Below are 20,085 nucleotides of genomic sequence, written 5' to 3'. Positions count from 1 at the left end.
GGTGAAGTGCCTCCTGGGCTCGGGAGGACGGAGACGGTGTGGAACAGTTCTGGGGGAGTTGCGCAGGCATCGAAGGGTTGGTTGCCGACACGGAGCGGTACGACATCGTGCTCGGGGCCGGCGTCAGGAACGAGGAGGGCTTCTTCGAACTCCCCGCCACTCCGCGCTTCGAACTCTTCGCGGGAACGACCGCCGCCGCGGCAAGCGCAGGCCGGTGCTCCGCCGTGGACGGCCTGTTCCGGGCGCGAATGGACCCGGCCCCCGTTCCGCTGGAGCTGATCGGCTGTGAGCCCGCGGAGCCCCTGCTCGCGGCGCTGCGGCGCCCCCGTCGCTCGGAGCGGGACTGGGCGTACCTCCTGGTGCTGGATCGTCATGGCGCCGTGATGGCTTCCCGCACCGTGGGCCTGGCCATCACCGGAGCGCGACCGTCCGTGCTCGGCGGCACGCTCGTCGACATCACCCTCGCCGACGGCGGACACGACCGGCCGTCGCCGGCGGCCCGCCCGGTCTGGGCGCAGTGGCATCAAGGCCCGCCGGCAGAGCCCCACATGTGGGCGCCGTACGACTCGCAGGGCAGGGCCGAGTGGCTGGACCTCACCACACGCGACTGGCGGATGCCCGCGCCACGGCCGGATCGGTCCGGCGGTGAGCACCATCTCGACGGCCGGTTCGTCACGGACGTTCCCGGGCTGCACTGCGCGATGGCCGAGGCGCTGCTCGGGCCCGGCCGCTACTTCGGCCGGGAGTGGAACGCCTTCAAGGACTGCCTGTGCGGTGGATTCGGCGTGGTCCCGCCGTTCACCTTGACCTGGCGCGACTCCGAGGTCGCACGCCGCGCGCCGGCGGACGTTGTGGAGGATCCGCTGGGCCGACTCTCCTACTTCGAGGAGGTTGTGGGGCTCCTGGAACAGAGCGGCGTCACCGTCGTGCTCCGATGAGCCGCGGGCGCCCGCGCGGTGAACGACTCTGCCGTCGCGACGACCGCCCGCGCGGCCTTCGGCCCTGCTGCTGGCGGCGCCTCGTCAGGCTCTGCTGCCCACGCTCGACAGGCCGTGACCCCGGCCGTGTCAGATCTTGGTGGAAGACTGCGGCGCATGTCTCTCGCCGATCTCACTTTTGACGAATGGCGGTCGTTCGACCTGCCGACCGCCCGCCGCGTCGCCCAGCAGGCAGCTGATCTCGTGGACGGCCGGGTCGTTGCCGTCGAGCCGGTCGAACACCTCGGCGCCCCTATGCACCGAGTGCGGATCGAGCGGAACGCGCAGGAATTCGCCCTGGTGCCGGGCGGCACCCTGATACTCGGATTCGACCTCGACTCCTATCAGCCGTCGGCCGAGCAGGCTGCCGACTACCAGGAGAGCCTGGAGCAGGGCTTCGGGTTCGGCCCCGACCTGCGGGCCCATCTTGCGCGATTGCTCAGTCCGCGCCGCCGCGTCGCCTTGGCGTCGGTGCTCATGGCGGTGGAGGACGAGAACCTGACCGACCCTCCCGCCGACATGCCGGCCGCGCTCGCCGCTCGCGGCCTGCGCATGCCGAACGCGGATGAATGGGAGCACGCCTGCGGAGCCGGCGCGAGCACCCTGTTTCGATGGGGCGACGACTGTCCCCTCGACAGGACCCCCTACGGCGCCCCCGACGGCCCGCACCACCAGCCGAACGCCCTGGGCCTGCACATCGCCTACGACACCTACCGGACCGAGCTGACGAGCGACGTCACCGCGGTGCACGGCGGAGACGGCGGCGAATCGGAATGCGGTGGCTACGGCAACCTGCTGGGATGGCTGCCCCTGGCCACGGCCAACCGCAACCCGTTCCTTGCCACCGAGTTCGTCTACGCGCCGGACGGCGAGGACATGTACGAGGACTTCTCCACCCGCCCTGTACTCGCACTCTGACCACTCGGCCCCGCCGCGGAGGCATGTCCGTGGCGGCATGTCCGTGGCGGCTGTACCCGCACGGTCGGGGGACGTGATCAACACCCTTCTCGGGCGAGCCCGCGCCGCGGCTGCGGCGATCCGGCCCGGACCATGGATGCGTTAATGCGTCGACAGCGCGCCTCGACACCCGGCAAAGTGGCCGCTTGTGACGAGCAGTGAGCTGTGGACCCGCGCGACCGCCGACCGCTACGACGCCGAGGATGCCGAGATGTTCTCGGCTGCCGTTCTCGGACCGACCCTCGCCTTCCTCGCCGAGCTCGCCGGCGACGGCAGGGCACTGGAGTTCGCCATCGGAACCGGACGCGTGGGCGTCCCGCTCCGGGAACGCGGCGTACCGGTCGTGGGCATCGAACTGTCCGAGCACATGGCAGCGGTGCTGCGGCGCAAGATCGACGAGGACACCCTCCCGGTGGTCATCGGGGACATGGCCACCACCGTCGTTCCCGGCGAGTTCTCCCTGGTCTATCTCGTCTACAACACCATCTCGAACCTGCTCACGCAGGACGAGCAGGTCGAGTGTTTCCGCAACGCCGCACGGCACCTGGAGCCCGGCGGCCGGTTCGTCATCGAGCTGCTCGTGCCGCCGCTGCGGTCGCTGCCGCCCGGTCAGGTCGCGGTGCCGTTCGACGTCTCCGAGCAGCATCTCGGCTTCGACACCTTCGACCTGGTCGAGCAGATGCTCGTCTCGCACCACTTCACCCGCGACGGCGACGACGGCCGCTACCGTCGTGACAACTCCCGGCACCGCTACGCCTGGCCGGCGGAGCTCGACCTGATGGCGCGGATCGCCGGGCTCGAGCTGGAACGTCGCGTCGCGGACTGGGACGGGTCTCCGTTCACCCAGGACTCCGCGAAGCACATCTCCGTGTGGCGCAAGCCGGCCCGTGGTTGACGGTCGGGAACGGCCGGCAGCCGTTCCCACCCGACATCCGTCAGATCTCCCCGCCCCAGGCCCGCATCGACGAGTCCTGCCCTGAGCAGCTGCACGCTCCGCCGGACAAGTCCTGGCCGATGCCGGCCTGGTCGGCCAGCAGTTCGGACCGGACGAGTTCCAGGAGGCGCCCCGTCCAGTTTCGGCCCCGGCCTCCGTTGTCGCCCCAGAAACCCGAGTCCGCGTCGTCGTAGAGCAAGGACGCGTCACCCGTGGCCAGGAGGACCGCGCCGAGGCCGGAGTGCTGCGCGTACTTGGCGCGCAGCAACCGGGCCATGACCGCTGTGCGGGTCTGCTCCCAGCCCTCGCGTCGCGTCGCCTTGGCCGCGAGTGTGTGGGCTTTCGCCCCCGTCTCCGCGGTGGCGACCGCGGCGCGCGCTTCCGGATCGGCGACGGACAGGGCCCAGTAGGCGTGCGCCACCGACGGATAGGTGACGTCGTCCAGGGTGATGGGTGCGGGGTAGTCGTTACGCAGGCTCCGCTTGTCCGGGTGCTCGAGCGCGCGCTGCGGATACGAGTGGGAGAGCTTCACCGCAGGCGCGAAGGAGTCCACCGCCCCGTCCGCCGGCACCCGCGAAGGCGCCTCGGCCAGCCATCGGCCCCGCTCCTCGAAGTACGTGAGGGCCTCGTCGTACTCCTCCTGCGAAACCCGTTCGTCAGGCCAGCCGGGAAAGCGACCGCCCGGCCCCGTCACGAGGGCCTGCAGGGGACGGTCCTTGCGGTCCATGTCGCCGAGAGCGTAATGACGCACGGTCTCGGGAATGGCCAGATAGGCGGCCCTGGCTGCGGCCCGGTGCTCCTCCGTCCGCTCGGCGAGGAACACCTCCACCGCCGCCAGGCAGCGACCGGTCGAATCGGGGCGCCCGTTCAGCTCGTCGACGGTGTCGCGGACTTCGGCGAGCAGCAGCTCCGGGGTCAGCCAGGTGTCCGGCTCACCGAAGGTCCACGCCCCCAGTCGGTGTGCGGACACCGCGCCGCCGTCGGGCAGGCTGGTGGCCACCCACCCGCTGCGGAGCTTCTTCTCGAACTCGTCGAGCGTGACCAGTTCCCAGCAGTCGACGAGGCCGTCGGCGTAGATGAAGAGGTCTGTGAGGAAGTAGGTGCCGCCGTTGCATATGAACGCGTGGCGCCAGGTTCCCGGGATGCGGACGCCGTCCGCCATGCGAGAGGTGATCCGATTGCCGATCATCCCCTGATGATGCCTGACGGGCCGGTCAGGCGGCACGCCGACGCCGAGCCTCCCGGTACGGATGTCAGACGGGCAGGGCGTGCAGCTTCTTGCCATGCAGGGCGAACACGTGCTGCCCGTCCGTGGCCACCAGCCAGGCGTGATAGTCACCGGACTTGTCGTTGAACGTCCAGCGCACGGCACCGGTCTTCGCGTCGATGGCGATCACGCCGCCCTGCTTGTCGAGGTCCGTGGCCGCGTACAGGACATCGCCCGCCTGCACGTACTGCCGTGGCACCGTGAGATTCGCGTCGGCGAGCGCCTGTGACTTCCAGATCTCCTTGCCGGTACGGGGGTCGAGGGCGCGCATCGTGCGGTCGCTGTCGGCGATGTAGAGGACGTCGCCCAGGACGGCCGGCTCCTTGAAGGAGACGTAGCTCTGGGCGGCCTCCATCGACCACTTCGCCGAGCCGTCGGCCAGGCTGAAGGCCTGCAGCTTCGGCCCCTGCGGAACGATCACCAGGTCCTGGTACACGGCGAAGAAGCCGTAGTTGGTCTTGGTGGTCTTGTGCGTCCACATCTGCTTCCCGGTGGCGGTGTCGCGCACCGTGAGGTTCTTCTTGAAGTCGGTGTAGACGAGATAGCGGCCCTCGGCATGGGCGTGGATGCCGTTCTGCTCGGTGCCGAGGTCGCGCTGTTCCTTCCACGCCAGTCGGCCCGTGCCGCTGTTCAGCGCGGCGATCACATTGGTCTTGGACGAGCCGTCGGCCTCGAGGATCTCGGCGATGACGTACACCTGCTTGTCGTCGACCGCGATGGGCCTCGGCTGTCGGTAGGCCTTGCCCAGGTGGCTGCGCCAGGTCTCCTTGCCCGAAGCCGGGTCGTAGCCGGCGACGGTGCCGTCGTACTGCGCACTGGCCAGGTACAGCGTGCCGTTGCCGAGCAGCATCGGCGCCCCCGGGATCGCCCCGTCCTCCAGCGACCACCGCTCCTTGCCCGAGGCGCCGTCCAGCGCGGCCAGCGGTTCACCGCTGGCGATCACCACGCCGCCCACGGCCACGAGTTCGTCGTTGTCGCCGTAGGTCTGCGCGGATGTCGTCTTCGTCCACAGCGGCTCGGGCGCCTGACCGTCCTTGCCGGCGCCCCCTCCGTCCGGCTTGTCGCCGCCGACCGGCTTCCCGCCCCCCGAACTCCCGGAACCCCCCGAGCCGCCCAGTTCGGAGCCGTCCTCGCGACAGCCGACCGCGCCGGCTGCCAGCACGGCCAGCGTGAGACCGCCGCCGGCCAGCCGCAGCGCGCGCCGCCGGGAGAATCCGATACCCGGCCGGCTGCCTCGTCGCATGGTCATGTTGCCGTACCCCCGTGAAATCGTCGGATCAGAGATGCGCCGCGCTCGACACCGCACAGACGTGCGACCGCGCGACCGGAGGAACGCTATCCGCCACCCCACGCCGCCGGGCGTGCCGGATCTCAACCGGAACGGACTCGTGAACCAATCGGGACACCGCGCGGAACGGCGGCCAGGGCGTCACCCGCGAGCACGGGTGCCATGGCCAGTGTCACTTCTTTGCGCAGTCAAGGAGACTGATGTCGCCGGCGACGCGCGAGGGGCGCCGGTGCGCGCCTCGTCCGAGCGACGGGGATCCGCGTGAAGCAGCCCGCAGGTTTCAGCCGGTCCCGACGAGTGACCGGTGCGATCTCGTCCCACCGGACGGCGCTGTCTCCCGCGGCGTCCGCAGGGTCCTACGCCCTCGCGATGTCGGTCTTCGGCACCACGCTCAGCCTGTTACTCGCCGACGCCGTGGGTGCCGGGCCGGGACGCGTCGGCCTGTACTGCACCGGGTGCGGGGTGATCGGCGTCGGCGTCAACCTCGCCGTGGGCCGGCTGTCCGACCGGCTGCCTGACCGACGGACTGCGCTCGCCGCGGCCGCGCCGGCGGGCACCACCGGCGCGATGGTCTTCACGACCGCCCGGGACTACGCGCCGGTGTTCGCCGCCGGAGCCGTACTGCTCGGTCTCAACGGGGCGTACGGCTCCCAGTTCTTCGCCTACGTCAAGGAGTTCGCCGACTCCGCCGGCCGAGAGGTCACGCCGCTCAGCTCCGCGGGTGGGTGATCGGTCCGCCGGCCGGTCGCTTCCTGCTGACACACACCGGCTTCAGACGTCTGTACGGGGGCGCGGCGGCCCTGCTCCTGCTGAGTGCCGTGCTCGGCCCCTGGTTCCTGCCTGCCCTGCCCGCCTCCCTCGCCCCGCCCGGACCGCCACGGCGGGAGCCGCCGGACGGGGCGGAAGCGCGCTGGCGCCGGTCCGGCACGCTTCAGGCCTTCGCCCCGGTACCGCGCAGCAGTTGGCTGTTGCTCGGCGCGGTCACCTTGGTCAACGTGGCGAACCAAGGAACTGCAGCTGCCGACCTCCCTGGTCGGAGTGATGGCGGGGGTTTGAGCGGCGCTGGAGATTCCGCTGATGATCACGGTGGGCCGCGTGGCCGAGCGCGCAGGAAAGGCCCGGATCGTGGCTGCCGCCGTGCTCCTCGCGACCGTCTTCTTCTGTCTGCTCCCGCTGGCAGAGTCGGCGCCGGCGCTGATCGCGCTTCAGCTCCCCAACGCCATGTGGATCGCGGTGATCACGACCGTCCCGATGGTGCTGGTGCAGCAGGAGGTTCCCGGCGGCACCGGCGCCGTGTCCGCGCTCGGCGCCGTACTCCTCCTCGTCCGGATGGCTTCGCCCCTGGCCGGGGCGAGTGGCCCCTGAGCCGAGCGAGCGGAACGGAGGGTCCGGGGTGATCATCGCCCCGCCGGTCCGCAGCCCACCGTGGCGTCTCGCGCTGCTCTTACCTGGGTGTCCCCATACAGGGAGACGGTGCTCCGGTACGCGACGAAACCCGATTCCGAGTACCTGAAGCACGTCACCGAGGATCACTTGCGCGACGGGTACCGCCAGGCCATCGGGGACCTCGTCTGACCCCGCCGTCACCGCCCGGACAGGCGTCCCCCCTCCCGGGGGCCTGTCCGACGGCCGGCACGGCCTTCATGGGTGTCCGGCGGTCACGGCTGCGACGTGCCGGCCAGAGCCTGTTTGACCCGCCGGGTGAGTGCGTCGGCGACGATTTCCGGAAGGCCCGCCTCGATGCCGTGCAGGGCCTGGGTGGCGACGGCGGCGGGGTCGATCTTCTGGTCGGCGGGGACGGCGGCCGTCATGTCGGTGTCCATGTACGCGACGTGCAGGCCCGAGACGGTGATGCCGCGCGGCGCCAGTTCCTCCCGGGTCGCGTCGGTCAGCGCCCAGGCCGCCGCCTTGGACGCCGCGTAGGAGCCGAGAGCCGCGGGATGCAGCCAGGACAGGACCGACAGGACATTGAGGACGGCGCCGCCGCCATTGCGCTCGATGACCGGGGCGAACGCCCGGGTGGTGGTCAGCGTGCCGAAGAAGTTGGTCTCCATGTCCCGGCGTACGGCGTCCAGGTCGCCCGCGATCAGCCGCGCCCCGGTGGAGATGCCCGCATTGTTGATCAGCAGCGTCGTGTCGGAGGCGGTGCGGGCCGCGGCCTGGACCGATGCCTCGTCCGTCACGTCGAGGCGCAGCGGGATCACACCGGGCTGGTCCACCTCCTGCGGACGGCGGACCGCCGCGTAGACGGTGGCCCCGCGGTCCACGAGCTGGGCGGCCAGGTGCCGGCCGAATCCTCGGTTGGCTCCGGTGACCACTGCCACTGCGTTCTTGAGTTCCATCTGACGCTCCCGACTCCCGGGCGCAGAGCGCCCCCGGATGCATAGATTATGAGCAACATCTAACGTGCAGCATAGAATAGATTCCGCTCGACATCCAAAGGGAGGTGGCTGATGGGCCGCGTATCGAAAGCACAGGCCGAGGAGAACCGCCGCCGGGTGGTCGAGACCGCCTCGCGACTGTTCCGGGAGCAGGGCACCCACATCAGCGTCGCCGACCTCATGAAGGCAGCAGGCCTGACGCACGGCGGCTTCTACAAACAGTTCGCCTCCAAGGAGGCACTCGTCGACGAAGCCACCACCTACGCCTTCGCCGAACTCACCCGGCGCCACGAAGCCGGACTCGAGCGGCACGCCGGACAGCCCGACGCAGCGCGACGGGCGTTCATCGAGGCCTACCTCTCCGTCGGGCATCGCGACAACGCGGCCGACGGATGCCCTGTCGCCGGGCTCGCCGCCGACATCGCACGCGGGACGGAGGAACGCGAGGCGCGCCGCGTCTACACCGAAGGCGTACGCGAGTTCGCCGACTGGCTCACCTCCGACGACCGGGAGGACGGCCTCGCCCGGCTGTCCACCCTGATCGGGGCACTCGTACTGTCCCGGGCCACCAGGGACTCACCACTCTCCGAGGAGATCCTCACGGCCGCGCGCGAGGCGCTGACGGCGGCCGACTGACCCTCGGACACGCTGCGCGGCGCGCGACCGAACCGCCTTCACCGGCGAGCGGTCACGAGGGGCCGGCGAGTGACCGGGGCGGGCGCTCGCGCGGCCGACTCGGCAAGCACTCACGCCGGATGGGCATCCGTACGGCGCAGGACCCGCATGTCCCTCTGCCCGCAGGAGTCGCCGCCGCCTTGGTATCCGTCCGGACCGGCTCCGCCGCCGTCCGGCGCGCCCGCCCGGACACGCCGACCGAAGCACTCCGTACCGCCGGAGCCGAGTCCGTTCGCGGCAGCCTGGACGACCTCGACACCCTGTACCGGGCGGCTGTCGCCGACGGCGTGAGCCACCCGGCAGGCGTTCGGGGCGAGGGCGAGCGTGCGGTTACCGGCCGTGGGGCAGGCGCGTTCGGTGTTTGCCGCGTGCGCGGGCGATGGTCCCCAGGACCTCGGCCTGGCGCCCGAAGCAGGGTGCTGCTTCCCGGGTACGCGGGGGGAAGGGGCGGGCGTTTTTGCCGGGTTCAGGCATCGTCGAACGGTTCGTCGCTCCATCTGAACCATGCTCGACCGTCGTCGATGTGCAGCAGAAACTCTGGGACCGGTCCTGACGGGGCGACCAGCGACAGGGCCTTCGCGATCCGGTCGTAGGAGTCGTCGAACCGCTCGTACTGCTCCGCCGCTATCAGAGCCAGCGACTCCTCGAACCACGGCTTCACTGCTTCGAACGTCGGCGTGGGAACGAAGTGACCGTTCAGCCATGGAAAGTCGGCCTCGTCGATCACGATCTCGCCGAGCAGTTCCTCCTGCCGCATCAGTCGCCAGACTTCGCCCTCGAAACCCATCCCGCCGGCCCCTCCGCCCCTGTCCTGGTGTCGCCGGGCAGCCTCTCATGCGGCAAGGACGACGGGGCAGGAGGGCCGGCGGGCTATGGGCAGTCGGCCACAGCCGACGCTCAATCCAGCGCCGACTCGGCATGACCTCCCGAACCGTCCAGCGACTGGCGGACGCCGAGAGGCCGGGAGGCCCGGGGAGGCGCTTCGGTGATCCCCACAGTCCCTCCGAGGCCTGGAACGAGCCGCCACCTCACCCGAAGCTGTCGTCCTCACCGGCCTGCTCGCCTCCCCACACGGGGGAGCGCACGGCCACCTGCCCGCCCAAGCGGCGCGGCGGCGCGGCGGCATGGCATCGCTCCTCAGAAGTACGTGGCGATCCCGAAGACTCGGCGAAGTTGGGCCATGTCATGCCGATCGCGGTCCGTGGGCTCGTATCCCCGATGGAAGTACACCTGCTGCTCGGCTGACAGACACGGGACGGTCGCCTCCTTGATCGTGCCGGTCACGAAGCATGAGGAGGGATAGACGAAAGGATGCTCTGGTTCGGGTGACGCCTGCACCGCCGAGCCGTCGTCTCCAAAGACGAGTGGATGCAGGTCGATCTCTCGGCCGTCCGGAGCCGCGACGAGGAATCGGATGGGCCTCCAGTTCAGGTTCTCCGCGAAGCCCGCCTCGCGGAGAGCCGCCACCACCGTGGCTTCCTGGTCTTGCCGATGCATGAGGTCCAAGTCGCGATGGCCCCGGGTCTGTTCGCCGATCAGGGCGTCGATTCCCCATCCTCCACCGATCCAGACATCTACCTCTGCCCGTCGCAGCAGAGTCAGGACAGACAACACGTCTTCATCCGTCATCACGCGACGCAGGCTAGAAGCGATCACCTCGGACGGCGAACGAATTCCTCGACGGCGGCCAAGCCAGGTCAGAGCCGGCCTGCATTCCGAGGCAACGAGGAAGACTGCCATCCTCAGTGCGAAATCCTGGAAGCATGCAGGCGTCTCACCCACCTGACGAAGCCCGGCCCAGGAAGCACCGCCCTCGCCATGGCCGATGAGACGCGCACTCAACGCCGGCCGCAGCCCTCGGGATCCGCATCGCCAAGGACGCCCTGTTGGGCCTGCTCCCGCGCCCGCCGGGATGGGGGCGCCACCGTCACCGCTCGAATTCGTCGGCGGGGGCTGAGGCTGCTCGCTGTCGTGGACGGATGGCGAGGTCACGGGCTGTGATCGCGTCCGTCCCGTGGGGCGAACGCTGCCAGGGCGTCGGCGTCAGTCGCGCGAGCGTGCAGGAAGTAGTCGGCCCATTCGACGATGTCGGGGTAGGACGAGTCCTGGCTGAGCTGAGTGGCCGCGGCCTGGAGGTCGAAGTGCGTGGTGCGGAGTTCGACGCCCGGGCCCAGGAGGGCCCAGTGCGCTCCGCTTCGCCCGTAGGGCATGCCGATGCTGCCGGGGTTGATCACCAGGCGGCCGTGAGCGAGGCGGACGAACGGCATGTGGGTGTGGCCGCAGACCACGGTACGAATGTCGGCGTCGAGTCCGTCGAAGACCTCCTTCCAGCGGTCGAGGCGGGAGTCGACCAGAACGACCTCCTCGTCGTCACGAGGGGTCGCATGGCAGAACAGCACGTTTCCCAGGCCATTCACGGACAGGGAAAGGGATCGTGGCAGCGAGCTGAGAAGGGCGAGATGGTCTTCGCGGAGCTGTTCGGCTGCCCAGGGGGCGATCGGATCGGGGATCGTGTCGCGTTGCCCCCGGCGGTATTCGAGGAGTTCCCGGTCGGCGTTCCCGCTGATCCAGATGACGCGGTCACCGAGGCCGGTCAGCCGGTCGAGAACCTGGGCCGGTTGCGGGCCGGCGGTGATGTCGCCGGTCAGCACGATCTGATCGGCGGCGCTGACATCTGGTTCGGCGAGTACGGCTTCCAGGGCCGGCAGGACTCCGTGAATGTCGGACAGGACGGCTACGCGGTTCAGCATGGTCACCACTGTGGGGCGAAGGCAGCCGAGGGGTAACGCCCTTTCGCCCGGCGCGTAGTTCAAGGGGGCCGTTCGGCCTGTGTGGTCGCCGGGCATGCTCGCTCGGGCGACGGCCGGGGCGTCCCGCGGTTCAGCCCTGGAGGGTGGCGAGCCAGGCGGTCAGCAGGCGGTTGACCTCCTCGGGACGCTCCTGCTGAATCCAGTGCCCGCACCCCTCCAGGAGGTGGGAGGCGGACAGGGCGGGAAGCGTGGCCGGATAGGCGTCGATCGCGTCCGCCATCCAGGTGGTGGAGGCGTCCAGGGTGCCGCCGATGAACAGGGACGGCTGCTTGATCGGGGCGCCTCGGTGGAGGGCGAGGTCCTCCCAGTCGCGGTCCATGTTGCGGTATCGGTTGAGGGCGCCGGTCAGGCCGGTGCGCTCGAACTCCCCGACGTAGACGTCGAGGTCGTCCTCGGTCAGCCAGGAAGGGAGCTTGCCCACGGGGAAGCGGTCGCGCAGCCGGCCGCCGTGGGCGACGAAGTGCGGGTCGGGTTCGCCCTCGGCTGGCATGGTGTCGGCGGACAGGGCCGCGTAGAAGCCCGTGAGCCAGCCGCGGACGTCGGGCTCGATCTCCGCCTCGGCGCGGCCGGGCTCCTGGAAGTAAGAGACGTAGAACTCCTGCTCGGGGCCGCCGATATGGCCGAAGACGTCGGTGGGACGGGGGCCGCCGGGCGGTGCGTACGGGACGCTCAGCAGGCCGACGGCGCTGAAGGCCCCGGGATGGAGCAGGGCGGAGGCGGCGGCGATGTTGGATCCCCAGTCGTGCCCGACGATCACCGCGCTCTCCGCGTCGAGGGCGCGCACGACGGCGAGGTTGTCCTCCACCAGGTCGAGCATCCGGTAGGCCTCGGTCGCGGCGGGCTTGGAGGAGCGGCCGTAGCCGCGCACGTCGATGGCCACAGCCCGGTAACCGGCCGCAGCGAGGGCGGGGAGCTGCAGTCGCCAGGAGTACCAGGACTCGGGGAAGCCGTGCACGAGCAGGATCAGCGGGCCGGTGCCCTGCTCGACCAGGTGCAGTCGGCCGGCGGGGGCCTCGACGGTCCGGTGGCGGAGTCCTGCGTACGGCTGGGGTTTCATGGGTTCCTCCTCGGTTTGCGGCCGGGCGGGGGTGCACATCGATCATGCGGTGCAACGGCCCCTCGACGCGATGAGCGTTGCCATTTGGGCAAACATGCAGGACAGAGCCGAGCGGCATGGTCGGTGAGAAGGGAGCAGGAGTGGCGGACGACAGCACCGTGGAGACTCTGGCGGATATGGGCCCACGGTTGCGGGCTGCGCGCGAGCGATACGGCGCCACGCTCACCGGAGTCAGCTGTACGACCGGCATCTCACCGAGCACGCTGTCACGGATCGAGACCGGCCGACGCAAGCCCACGCTGGAAGTGGTGCTGCAGCTGTCGAGGGAGTACGGCGTCTCCCTGGACGAGCTGGCCGGCACCGCGCCCACCCCGGCGGCCCAGCCGCGCGCTGCGGCGCCGCTGAGCCTCGGGGATGGCAAAGCGGTGCTGCCGTTGACCCGGTACGTCGGCGGCCTGCACGCCCACAAGCACGTCCTGCCCGCCGTCGAGAGCCCGCCGGCACGCCCCGGGCAGGTCTCCCACGACGGCTACGAGTGGCTGTGTGTGCTGTACGGACGCCTCTGGCTCGCTCTCGGTGACCAGGACCTCGTCCTGAGCGCGGGGGAGGTCGCCGAGTTCGATACCCCGCAATCCCCACGGGGTCGCGAATGCCGGCCTCGGCGGACCGGTCGAGTACCTGATCCTGTTCGGGCCGCAGGGAGAGCGCCTGCGACCGCGCACCCTGCCCGCGCCCGGCCCCAGGGGCCGGTAGCCGGCGGCGAACGAACAGCGCGACGTCCCGGCTACGTCCCTGGCGAGGGAGTCACGCCGCACCGGATCCCCGACGGGGCGCCGGCGGCGTCGGGGCTCGTCAGCCGCCTCGGCTGTTCCATGTCCGTGGCATCGATGCCGTTCACCGGCTGACCGCCGGACTGGTGCGGGCCTGCTGGTGACGTTCTTCGATGTCCAGGTTCCGGCGCCGGCGCCGCCGGTGGCGCTCGCCGGCTGCCGCCTGCTCGGCCCGACTGCTTCCTCGACGCCGTCCGGGGCTGCTGCCGGAGAGCTGTCAGGGCCGGGAGAACCGGGAGAACCGGGAGTACCGGGAGTACCGGGAGTACCGGGAGTACCGGGAGTACCGGGAGATGATGTCGGCCAGGAGGTCTTCGAGCCGCGAGACGTCGACCACGCCGCAGTTGGCCAGTCCTGTGACGCCTTGGAGGGCCGCGAGGAACGCGAGTCCGGTCCGCTCCGGGTCGGGTCACCCGCCGGTGAACACCGCGAGCACGGGTGTGAACGCCTCGACCGCGCTGAGCCCCACCTGCCGACCGTCGGCTCCGTGCTTGTGGGCGAACATCAGCTCGACGAGGTTCGCCTCGGTCGCCGCGAACCCGACGTAAGCCCGGGCGAGTGCCCCGACCTCAGCCGCGCAAGCGGCAGAGCGACCCGACCGGCGCACTGACCGCCCAGGAGCTGCCCATCGCGCGCCTGGTAGCCACCGGCGCCACCTCCAAGGAGGTGGCCGCCCAGCTGTTTCTCAGCCCGAGGACCGACGACGCCCACCTGCGCCACATCTTCCCGAAGCTCGCCATCACCTCGCGGCGCCAGCTCCGGGACCTCCCGATCCCGTGACCACGGCGCTGTGACGTAGCACGCGCGTGGAACGTCATCGACACCCACCCACCACGCACCGGGTCGGACACCGACCGGGACGCTTGCGGCGACGCTCACGGCCATTGCCAGGACTCGCCGGGTACGAGCCCCTCGCAGGCACGCGTGAGGGGATAGGTGACGATCGCCGACGCGAACAGGGCGCCACAGCGGCGAGTCTCGGACCCGTGACCCGCCGAGCCACACAGGGTGCGGGCACACTCCAAGAGGAGAGAGCCGTGAACGACTCCACCACCGTCGCCGGGATCGCCGTCGACGCGCCCACGCCCGTCATCAGCTACAGCCCGGTCGTCGTCGACGTGCCCGGCCGGCTCGTCCCGCTGGAGTCAAGGTCTCCGCGCCCGCCACCGGCGACGGCCTGCCGGTGATCGTGCTCTCGCACGGACACGGCGGTTGCTGGTACCTGTCGCCGCTGCGGGGTTACGGCCCGCCGGTCGACTTTCTGGGCGGCCCGAGGGTTCGTCGTGCTGCAGCCCACGCACCTTGACTCCACCGCGCTCGGACAGCGCCAGGCCGAGCACGCCGAGGCGCCGTTCTACTGGTACACCCGGGCTGCCGACGTGACTACCGTGCTGGACCACCTCGACGAGGTCGAGAAGGCCTTCCGCGCTGAACGGGCAGATCGACCGGGACCGCATCGCCGTCGCCGGGCACTCCCTCGGCGGTCTCACCGCGTCGGTGCTGCTGGGCGCGTGCACCATGGACCCCGCCGACAGTATGGTCGTGCGACGCGCCGACCCACGGATCAAGGCCGGTCTGATCATCGCCTCTCCCGATGAGGTTCGCGGACCCGAAGATGCTGCCGCGAGCCACTTCCCCCTCCTCCAGAAGGTCGACTTCGGCACGATGACCGCCGATGCCCTCGTCATCGCCGGTGACCAGGACCTCAATCCGATGTTCTCCGAGCGGATCAGCTACCGCTGGGACGCCTACACCCTGAGCCCCGGCCCGAAGAGCTTGCTCACCGTCCATGGCGGGGAGCACATCCCGGGCGGCATCTCCGGATACGACGCCGCCGAGACCACGGACCCCGACCCCGAGCGCGTCGCGCTCGTCGCCGCGGCCGGCTGGGCGTACCTGCGATCGACCCTGACCCCGAAGACACGACCTGGACCGGGCGGTCGCCGCCCTTACGTCGGCCCCCAGCCCCTCGCCTCCGTCGAATCCAAGGGCCGCTAGCCGCCCTTGCGGGCGGGCCGTCACTCTCCGGCGCGAGCTTGGGACCTGTTCGGTCCACCGGCCTCGGACCGGACGCCATCGAGCAGCACCGGCATCTCTTCCTCCGCGCCATGAACGGTCCTGAAGGACCTCAGACGATCGCGAGAGTGTTCGGCGAGAGCCCGGACCCGATACTGGCTCTGCGCGTGGCGCGTCAGCTTGTGGGGGTGGGTGACCAGGAGTTCGCGGAGGTGTCCGTGGACATCGGGTTGTGCACCGGCGCGGAAGTGTTGCGGATGCGCGAGGCACCGCCGGATGTCTGGTTCCGGAAGGAGGATGCCGAGGACTGGGTGCGGGAACCTTCCGACCCGTGCCCGCGGAGCGCCCCCGCGACATCCGCCTTCCCGATCCCTCGGCAGCCGAGGCCAGGTCGTGGAACCCACGACGTCCTGACGTGCCGGCTGCCGTCGCCTGCATCAGCGCTGTGGGTCACTGGGCGCCGGCGATCAGCATTCCGCCCATGGCCAGCATGGTCGCCGCGACCAGTCCGTCCAGTACGCGCCAGGCTTTCGGGCGGGCGAGGACTCCGCTCAGCAGCCGGGCGCCGAAGCCCAGGGTGAAGAACCAGCTCAGGCTGGCCAGGGCCGCGCCGACGCCGAAGGCCCAGCGCAGGTCGCCGCGGTCGGAGGCGAGTGAGCCGAGGAGCAGCACGGTGTCCAGGTAGACGTGCGGGTTCAGCCAGGTCATCGCCAGGCAGGTCATCACCGCGCGGCGGGCCGAGCCGGCGTCCGGTCCGCCGGTGGTCAGGGCGGCGGCCGGGTCGGGGCGCAGCACGCGCCGGGCCGCGAGGAGGCCGTAGCCAAGGAGGAACGCCCCGCCCGCCAGGCCCACTGCGGTCAGCGCGGCCGGCCATGCCGTGACCACCGCGCCCACTCCCGCGACACCGAGTGCGATCAGTACCGCGTCCGACAGGGCGCAGATCGCGACCACCGCGAGGACCGCGTGACCGCGGGCGCCCTGGCGCAGGACGAACGCGTTCTGGGCGCCGATGGCGACGATGAGGGAGAGCCCCGTACCGAATCCGGCGACGAGGGCGGCGAGGATGCTGCTGGTCATGACGTCGACCGTAAGGAACATGTCACGATCAGGACAGCTAAAGATTCTTAGGTACCCTTAGTGCTACTTATGGACGAGCTTCCCCTGGACCAGGTCCGGACGCTGCTCGCGGTGGTCGACGAGGGTACGTTCGACGCCGCGGCCGCCGCCCTGCACGTGACGCCGTCAGCCGTCAGCCAGCGCGTCAAGGCACTGGAGCAGCGCACCGGCCGGGTCCTGCTGATGCGCACCAAACCGGTGCGCCCCACCGAGTCCGGCGAGGTGGTGGTGCGGTTCGCCCGCCAGCTGGCGCGGCTGGAACGGGACGCCCGCGCCGAGCTGGGCCTGGCGGCCGAGCAGGGCCCGGTCCGGATCCCGATCGCGGTCAATGCCGACTCCCTGGCCACCTGGTTCCTGCCCGCGCTCACCCGGGTCCCGCAGGACCCGCCGATCTGCTTCGAGCTGCATCGGGAGGACGAGGCCCACACCACCGCCCTGCTGCGCGAGGGCCAGGTGATGGCGGCCGTCACCTCCTCGCCCGACCCGGTGGCCGGGTGCACGGTACGGCGGCTCGGGCTCGCCCGCTACCGGGCCGTGGCCGCCCCCGAGTTCGCCGCCGCCCATCTCACCGGGCCCCTGCCTGAGGCCCTGCGCGAGGCCCCGACAGTGGCCTTCGACCGGCGCGACGGCCTGCAGGACAGCTTCGTCCGGTCCCTCACGCGGGGCCGTTCCGACGCAGGGCGCATCCGCCACCTCGTGCCCACATCGGACGGGTTCCGGGACGCGGTGGCCTTCGGCCTCGGCTGGGGCATGGTGCCCGAAGCGCAGGCCGAACCGCTCCTGCGCTCGGGCCGGCTCGTGGAACTGGCGCCGACGCGGCCCATGGACGTACCGCTGTACTGGCAGCAGTGGAAGCTCGACTCGCCCGCCCTGTCCACGGTCGCCGAGGTGGTGTCGACGGCCGCCGCACAAGCGCTGCTGACCGACGGGGGAAGCGGCTCGCCCTGAGAACCGATGACGTTCTGCTGCCGGGACGGGCGGCAGGAACAGGCAAAGCAGACCGGCCGGGAGACAGACCGGCCGGGAGACAGACCGGCCGAGGGACAGACCGGCCGAGGGACAGACCGGCCGATCAGCAGAAGTGGATCACGGCATCATCGGGTGCCTCTTCATGCTGTTTCGTGGTGGAGGGAGTCCAGGACGGCGAGTTCGTCCCCGGACAGGCTCAGCGAGCCGGCCGCCACGTTCTGGGCGAGGTGGTCGGGGTCGCCGGTGCCCGGGATGGCCAGGACGTGGGGGCCTTGGTGCAGCGTCCAGGCCAGCCGGACCTGGGCGGTGCTCACCCCGCGGGCGCGGGCGATGGCGTGCACCTCGCTGCTGTCGGCGGTGCTCGCGCCGGCCTCGCGTCCGCTGCCGGCTATCGAGTAGAACGGTACGAATGCGACGCGCTGTTCACCGCAGATGCGCAGGAACTCCTCCTGCTCGGGCGATGCGCCGATGCCGTACATGTTCTGGACGCAGACCACCGGCGCGATGGCCTGGGCCTCGGCGAGGTGGTGGGGGCGGACGTTGGACAGGCCGAGGTGGCGGATGAGTCCGGCGTCGCGCAGTTCGGCGAGTGCGCCGAAGCGTTCGGCGAGGGAGTCGGTGCCGACGATGCGCAGGTTGACGACGTCGAGGTGGTCGCGGCCGAGCTGGCGCAGGTTCTCCTCGACCTGGCCGCGCAGTTGCTCGGGGGTGGCATGGGGCAGCCAGCTGCCTGCGGGGTCACGGCCCGGTCCGACCTTGGTGGTGATGACGAGGTCGTCCGGGTAGGGGGACAGGGCACGGCTGATCAGCTCATTGGCGGAGCGCAGCGGCGAGAAGTAGAAGGCGGCGGTGTCGATGTGGTTCACGCCGAGCTCGACCGCGCGGCGCAGCACACCGACCGCCTGGTCACGGTCGCGCGGCACCGCGTTCGGCGCGAACGCCTCCCCGTGCTGCGGCAGGCGCATCGCGCCGAAACCGATCCGGTGGACCGTGCGGTCGCCGAGCTTCCAGGTGCCCGATGCCGCCGCGGAGATGCTGTGTGAGGTCATGGGGGGATGATCTGCGCACGATAGGCTGGCTCGCCATTGATTCACACATCCCTGAATCCATGGAGGAGTGGTTGTCCTGGCGGAACTGGCGTTCTCTGCGAGCGATCTGGCACAAGTGCGGTTCGCCGTCTCACCGATGTGGGAGGTCGCACCCAGCTACCGCCTGCTGATGTCCCACACCGCGCATCCGATCCACCGGCCCTGGGCGGACCAGGTACGGCCGCGTGTGATGGCCGCCGGGCTGGACCGGGGATGGCTCTCCGAGCTGATCCCACCTGTCGGCTATGTGCCCGACTTCCTCAATCCGGCCCCTGCCGGAGCGGCCCCCGCGCCGACGGGCGAGTGGGACGCGGTCCTGGCCTCGCACGCCGACCGAGTACGCCAGGACCTCGATCACCTCGCGCGCCACCAAGGACGTCTCGGCCCCCGGCTGAGGACCCTGCATGCCGACCCGCGCTCCCGCCTGGCCAAGGTCACACAAGAGATCGAAACGTACTGGGAGCTGGCACTGGCCCCCTACTGGGCGCGGATCCGGGCGGTACTGGACGCCGACATCTTCCACCGGGCCCGCACCGTCGCCGAGCACGGCGCGGGCCGCCTGTTCAACGACCTGCACACCTCGGTGAGTTGGAACGACAACACGCTGCAGCTGGCCCGCCGGAAACGAGACCTGCCCCGGGAGTCCGCGGGCGCGGGGCTGCTTCTGATCCCTTCAGCGTTCACCGGACCCGGCCTGCGCACCAGGATGAGACCGCCGGACCCGCCGCAGCTCGCCTATCCAGCACGGGGTGTCGGCACGCTGTGGGAGAAACGGCCTGTCACCGGAACCTGCGTCCTCACCCCCGTCCTCGGCCGCTCGCGAACCCTGCTGCTGACCGAACTGGAGACCCCGGCCTCCACCACCGAACTGGCTCACCGCACCGGGCTCTCCCCGGCCGGGGTGTCCCAGTACCTCACCGCACTTCGCAACGCGGGCCTGGTCAGCGCCCACCGCGCCGGCCGCTCCGTCCTCTACGCCCGCACCGCTGCCGCTGAAACCCTCCTCACCGCCGCCTCCGCCTGAGACTCCGGAAGCCGGCCCCCGAAGACGTCCGGAGCCGACCACCAGGCCGCGGGGATGGCCCCCGAAGCGACCCAGCGTCCTGGTACGCGTGCCTGCTCCCCGTGCCCGCAGGGACGGCCCGCGTCTGCGGGCCCCCGACCCGGGTTCCTCATCTGCTGGGCTCGTTCGCGCCGGTGAGCCGGGAGGTGGACGTCGAGGGCCTGGAGGTGACGGGTGTGGTGCCGGCCGCTCTGGACGGGCTGTACCTGCGCAACGGGCCCAATCCGCGCTTCACGCCGGTCGGCTCGTACCTGTACCCGATCGACGGTGACGGAATGCTCCACGGCGTCTGGCTCTGCGAGGGCCGCGCCCGCTATCGCAACCGCTTCGTGCGGACCCCCGCGCTTCAGGCGGAGGAGCGGGCGGGGCGAGCCCTGTGGGGCGGGGTGGAGTCGATGATCTTTCCGGATGCCGACGAGGTCGGACCCGAGCTCGCGGGCACCTTCCGGGACATGCCCGACGTCAACGTCGTGCGGCACGGGGGCCGGATGCTTGCCTTGGCCGAGTCCGCGTGCCCGTACCGCATCGGCACCGGTCTGGAGACACAGGGGCGGGAGGACTCGGCAGGGCCAGACCGACCTCCCTTCTCTTCCCCGGATGAATCCCTCGCACGGGCGAATAACCAGCAGTGCGCGCGCCAAACGAAGCAAGGGCGTC

Annotated in this window: 19 protein-coding genes and 3 pseudogenes; 13 read left to right on the top strand and 9 right to left on the bottom strand. The window is 70.8% G+C overall.

Going from position 1 to position 20,085, the window contains the following annotated elements; all coding sequences use genetic code 11:
* The first annotated feature begins 77 nt into the window (after positions 1-77).
* The 3 genes from KV205_RS19665 (at position 78) to KV205_RS19655 (ending at position 2,829) form a co-directional block, all read left to right on the top strand.
* On the top strand, positions 78-938 hold the full coding sequence (locus KV205_RS19665; protein ID WP_265865747.1) for a barstar family protein: 861 nt from the start codon (positions 78-80) through the stop codon (positions 936-938).
* A gap of 156 nt (positions 939-1,094) precedes the next feature.
* Positions 1,095-1,895: a hypothetical protein gene (locus KV205_RS19660; protein WP_265865746.1), complete on the top strand. Its 801-nt coding sequence runs from the start codon at positions 1,095-1,097 to the stop codon at positions 1,893-1,895.
* Between the two features lie 187 nt (positions 1,896-2,082).
* Positions 2,083-2,829, top strand: coding sequence for a class I SAM-dependent methyltransferase (locus KV205_RS19655; RefSeq protein ID WP_265865745.1), 747 nt, complete (start codon positions 2,083-2,085; stop codon positions 2,827-2,829).
* A gap of 40 nt (positions 2,830-2,869) precedes the next feature.
* On the opposite strand, the gene KV205_RS19650 is transcribed toward KV205_RS19655, so the two are convergent.
* Both KV205_RS19650 and KV205_RS19645 read right to left on the bottom strand, forming a co-directional pair.
* A complete protein-coding gene (locus tag KV205_RS19650; protein WP_265865744.1) occupies positions 2,870-4,057 on the bottom strand; it encodes an NADAR family protein in 1,188 nt (395 codons plus the stop codon).
* A gap of 64 nt (positions 4,058-4,121) precedes the next feature.
* Positions 4,122-5,384 (bottom strand): PQQ-binding-like beta-propeller repeat protein, encoded by a 1,263-nt coding sequence (locus KV205_RS19645; protein WP_374214694.1) that lies wholly within the window; start codon positions 5,382-5,384, stop codon positions 4,122-4,124.
* Positions 5,385-5,792: 408 nt separating this feature from the next.
* Here KV205_RS19645 and KV205_RS19640 point away from each other — a divergent pair, with 408 nt between their 5' ends.
* Complete coding sequence (locus KV205_RS19640; RefSeq protein WP_265865743.1) at positions 5,793-6,152, top strand: hypothetical protein; 360 nt, start codon at positions 5,793-5,795, stop codon at positions 6,150-6,152.
* Positions 6,153-6,518: 366 nt separating this feature from the next.
* A complete protein-coding gene (locus KV205_RS19635; protein WP_265865742.1) occupies positions 6,519-6,788 on the top strand; it encodes a hypothetical protein in 270 nt (89 codons plus the stop codon).
* A gap of 293 nt (positions 6,789-7,081) precedes the next feature.
* Here the strand turns inward: KV205_RS19635 and KV205_RS19630 are convergent, their stop codons facing one another.
* Positions 7,082-7,765, bottom strand: a complete 684-nt coding sequence (locus KV205_RS19630) for an SDR family oxidoreductase (RefSeq protein ID WP_265865741.1) — start codon at positions 7,763-7,765, stop codon at positions 7,082-7,084.
* A gap of 111 nt (positions 7,766-7,876) precedes the next feature.
* Here KV205_RS19630 and KV205_RS19625 point away from each other — a divergent pair, with 111 nt between their 5' ends.
* On the top strand, positions 7,877-8,440 hold the full coding sequence (locus tag KV205_RS19625) for a TetR/AcrR family transcriptional regulator (RefSeq protein WP_265865740.1): 564 nt from the start codon (positions 7,877-7,879) through the stop codon (positions 8,438-8,440).
* A 505-nt stretch (positions 8,441-8,945) separates the two neighbouring features.
* Here KV205_RS19625 and KV205_RS19620 read toward each other — a convergent pair.
* The 4 genes from KV205_RS19620 to KV205_RS19605 all read right to left on the bottom strand — a co-directional run bounded on the left by KV205_RS19620 (position 8,946) and on the right by KV205_RS19605 (position 12,346).
* Positions 8,946-9,266: a hypothetical protein gene (locus KV205_RS19620; RefSeq protein ID WP_265865739.1), complete on the bottom strand. Its 321-nt coding sequence runs from the start codon at positions 9,264-9,266 to the stop codon at positions 8,946-8,948.
* Between the two features lie 350 nt (positions 9,267-9,616).
* The gene (locus tag KV205_RS19615; RefSeq protein ID WP_265865957.1) at positions 9,617-10,108 is read right to left on the bottom strand and encodes a nucleotidyltransferase domain-containing protein; all 492 of its coding nucleotides are present in this window, start codon (positions 10,106-10,108) and stop codon (positions 9,617-9,619) included.
* A gap of 359 nt (positions 10,109-10,467) precedes the next feature.
* A complete protein-coding gene (locus KV205_RS19610; protein WP_265865738.1) occupies positions 10,468-11,229 on the bottom strand; it encodes a metallophosphoesterase in 762 nt (253 codons plus the stop codon).
* Between the two features lie 130 nt (positions 11,230-11,359).
* On the bottom strand, positions 11,360-12,346 hold the full coding sequence (locus tag KV205_RS19605; RefSeq protein ID WP_265865737.1) for an alpha/beta fold hydrolase: 987 nt from the start codon (positions 12,344-12,346) through the stop codon (positions 11,360-11,362).
* A gap of 116 nt (positions 12,347-12,462) precedes the next feature.
* On the opposite strand from KV205_RS19605, the pseudogene KV205_RS19600 reads away from it, so the two are divergent.
* The 4 genes and pseudogenes from KV205_RS19600 (at position 12,463) to KV205_RS19585 (ending at position 15,174) form a co-directional block, all read left to right on the top strand.
* Positions 12,463-13,099 (top strand): annotated as a pseudogene (locus tag KV205_RS19600) (helix-turn-helix domain-containing protein).
* A 677-nt stretch (positions 13,100-13,776) separates the two neighbouring features.
* Positions 13,777-13,956 (top strand): annotated as a pseudogene (locus KV205_RS19595) (helix-turn-helix transcriptional regulator); the annotation flags it as partial.
* A gap of 257 nt (positions 13,957-14,213) precedes the next feature.
* Positions 14,214-14,363, top strand: a complete 150-nt coding sequence (locus KV205_RS19590; RefSeq protein WP_265865736.1) for a hypothetical protein — start codon at positions 14,214-14,216, stop codon at positions 14,361-14,363.
* Between the two features lie 355 nt (positions 14,364-14,718).
* Complete coding sequence (locus KV205_RS19585) at positions 14,719-15,174, top strand: hypothetical protein (RefSeq protein WP_265865735.1); 456 nt, start codon at positions 14,719-14,721, stop codon at positions 15,172-15,174.
* Between the two features lie 468 nt (positions 15,175-15,642).
* On the opposite strand, the gene KV205_RS19580 is transcribed toward KV205_RS19585, so the two are convergent.
* A complete protein-coding gene (locus KV205_RS19580) occupies positions 15,643-16,269 on the bottom strand; it encodes a LysE/ArgO family amino acid transporter (protein WP_265865734.1) in 627 nt (208 codons plus the stop codon).
* Between the two features lie 69 nt (positions 16,270-16,338).
* On the opposite strand from KV205_RS19580, the gene KV205_RS19575 reads away from it, so the two are divergent.
* Complete coding sequence (locus KV205_RS19575) at positions 16,339-17,256, top strand: LysR family transcriptional regulator ArgP (RefSeq protein ID WP_265865733.1); 918 nt, start codon at positions 16,339-16,341, stop codon at positions 17,254-17,256.
* Between the two features lie 161 nt (positions 17,257-17,417).
* Here KV205_RS19575 and KV205_RS19570 read toward each other — a convergent pair whose 3' ends face one another.
* Complete coding sequence (locus KV205_RS19570) at positions 17,418-18,326, bottom strand: oxidoreductase (RefSeq protein ID WP_265865732.1); 909 nt, start codon at positions 18,324-18,326, stop codon at positions 17,418-17,420.
* 136 nt (positions 18,327-18,462) lie between these two features.
* On the opposite strand from KV205_RS19570, the gene KV205_RS19565 reads away from it, so the two are divergent.
* A complete protein-coding gene (locus tag KV205_RS19565; protein WP_374214693.1) occupies positions 18,463-19,389 on the top strand; it encodes an ArsR/SmtB family transcription factor in 927 nt (308 codons plus the stop codon).
* 101 nt (positions 19,390-19,490) lie between these two features.
* Positions 19,491-19,985, top strand: a pseudogene (locus KV205_RS36555) (carotenoid oxygenase family protein); the annotation flags it as partial.
* Positions 19,986-20,085 lie beyond the last annotated feature (100 nt).

The organism is Streptomyces sp. SKN60 (assembly GCF_026236535.1).
Lineage (GTDB): Bacteria > Actinomycetota > Actinomycetes > Streptomycetales > Streptomycetaceae > Streptomyces.
This window is presented reverse-complemented; position numbering and strand designations above follow the sequence as displayed.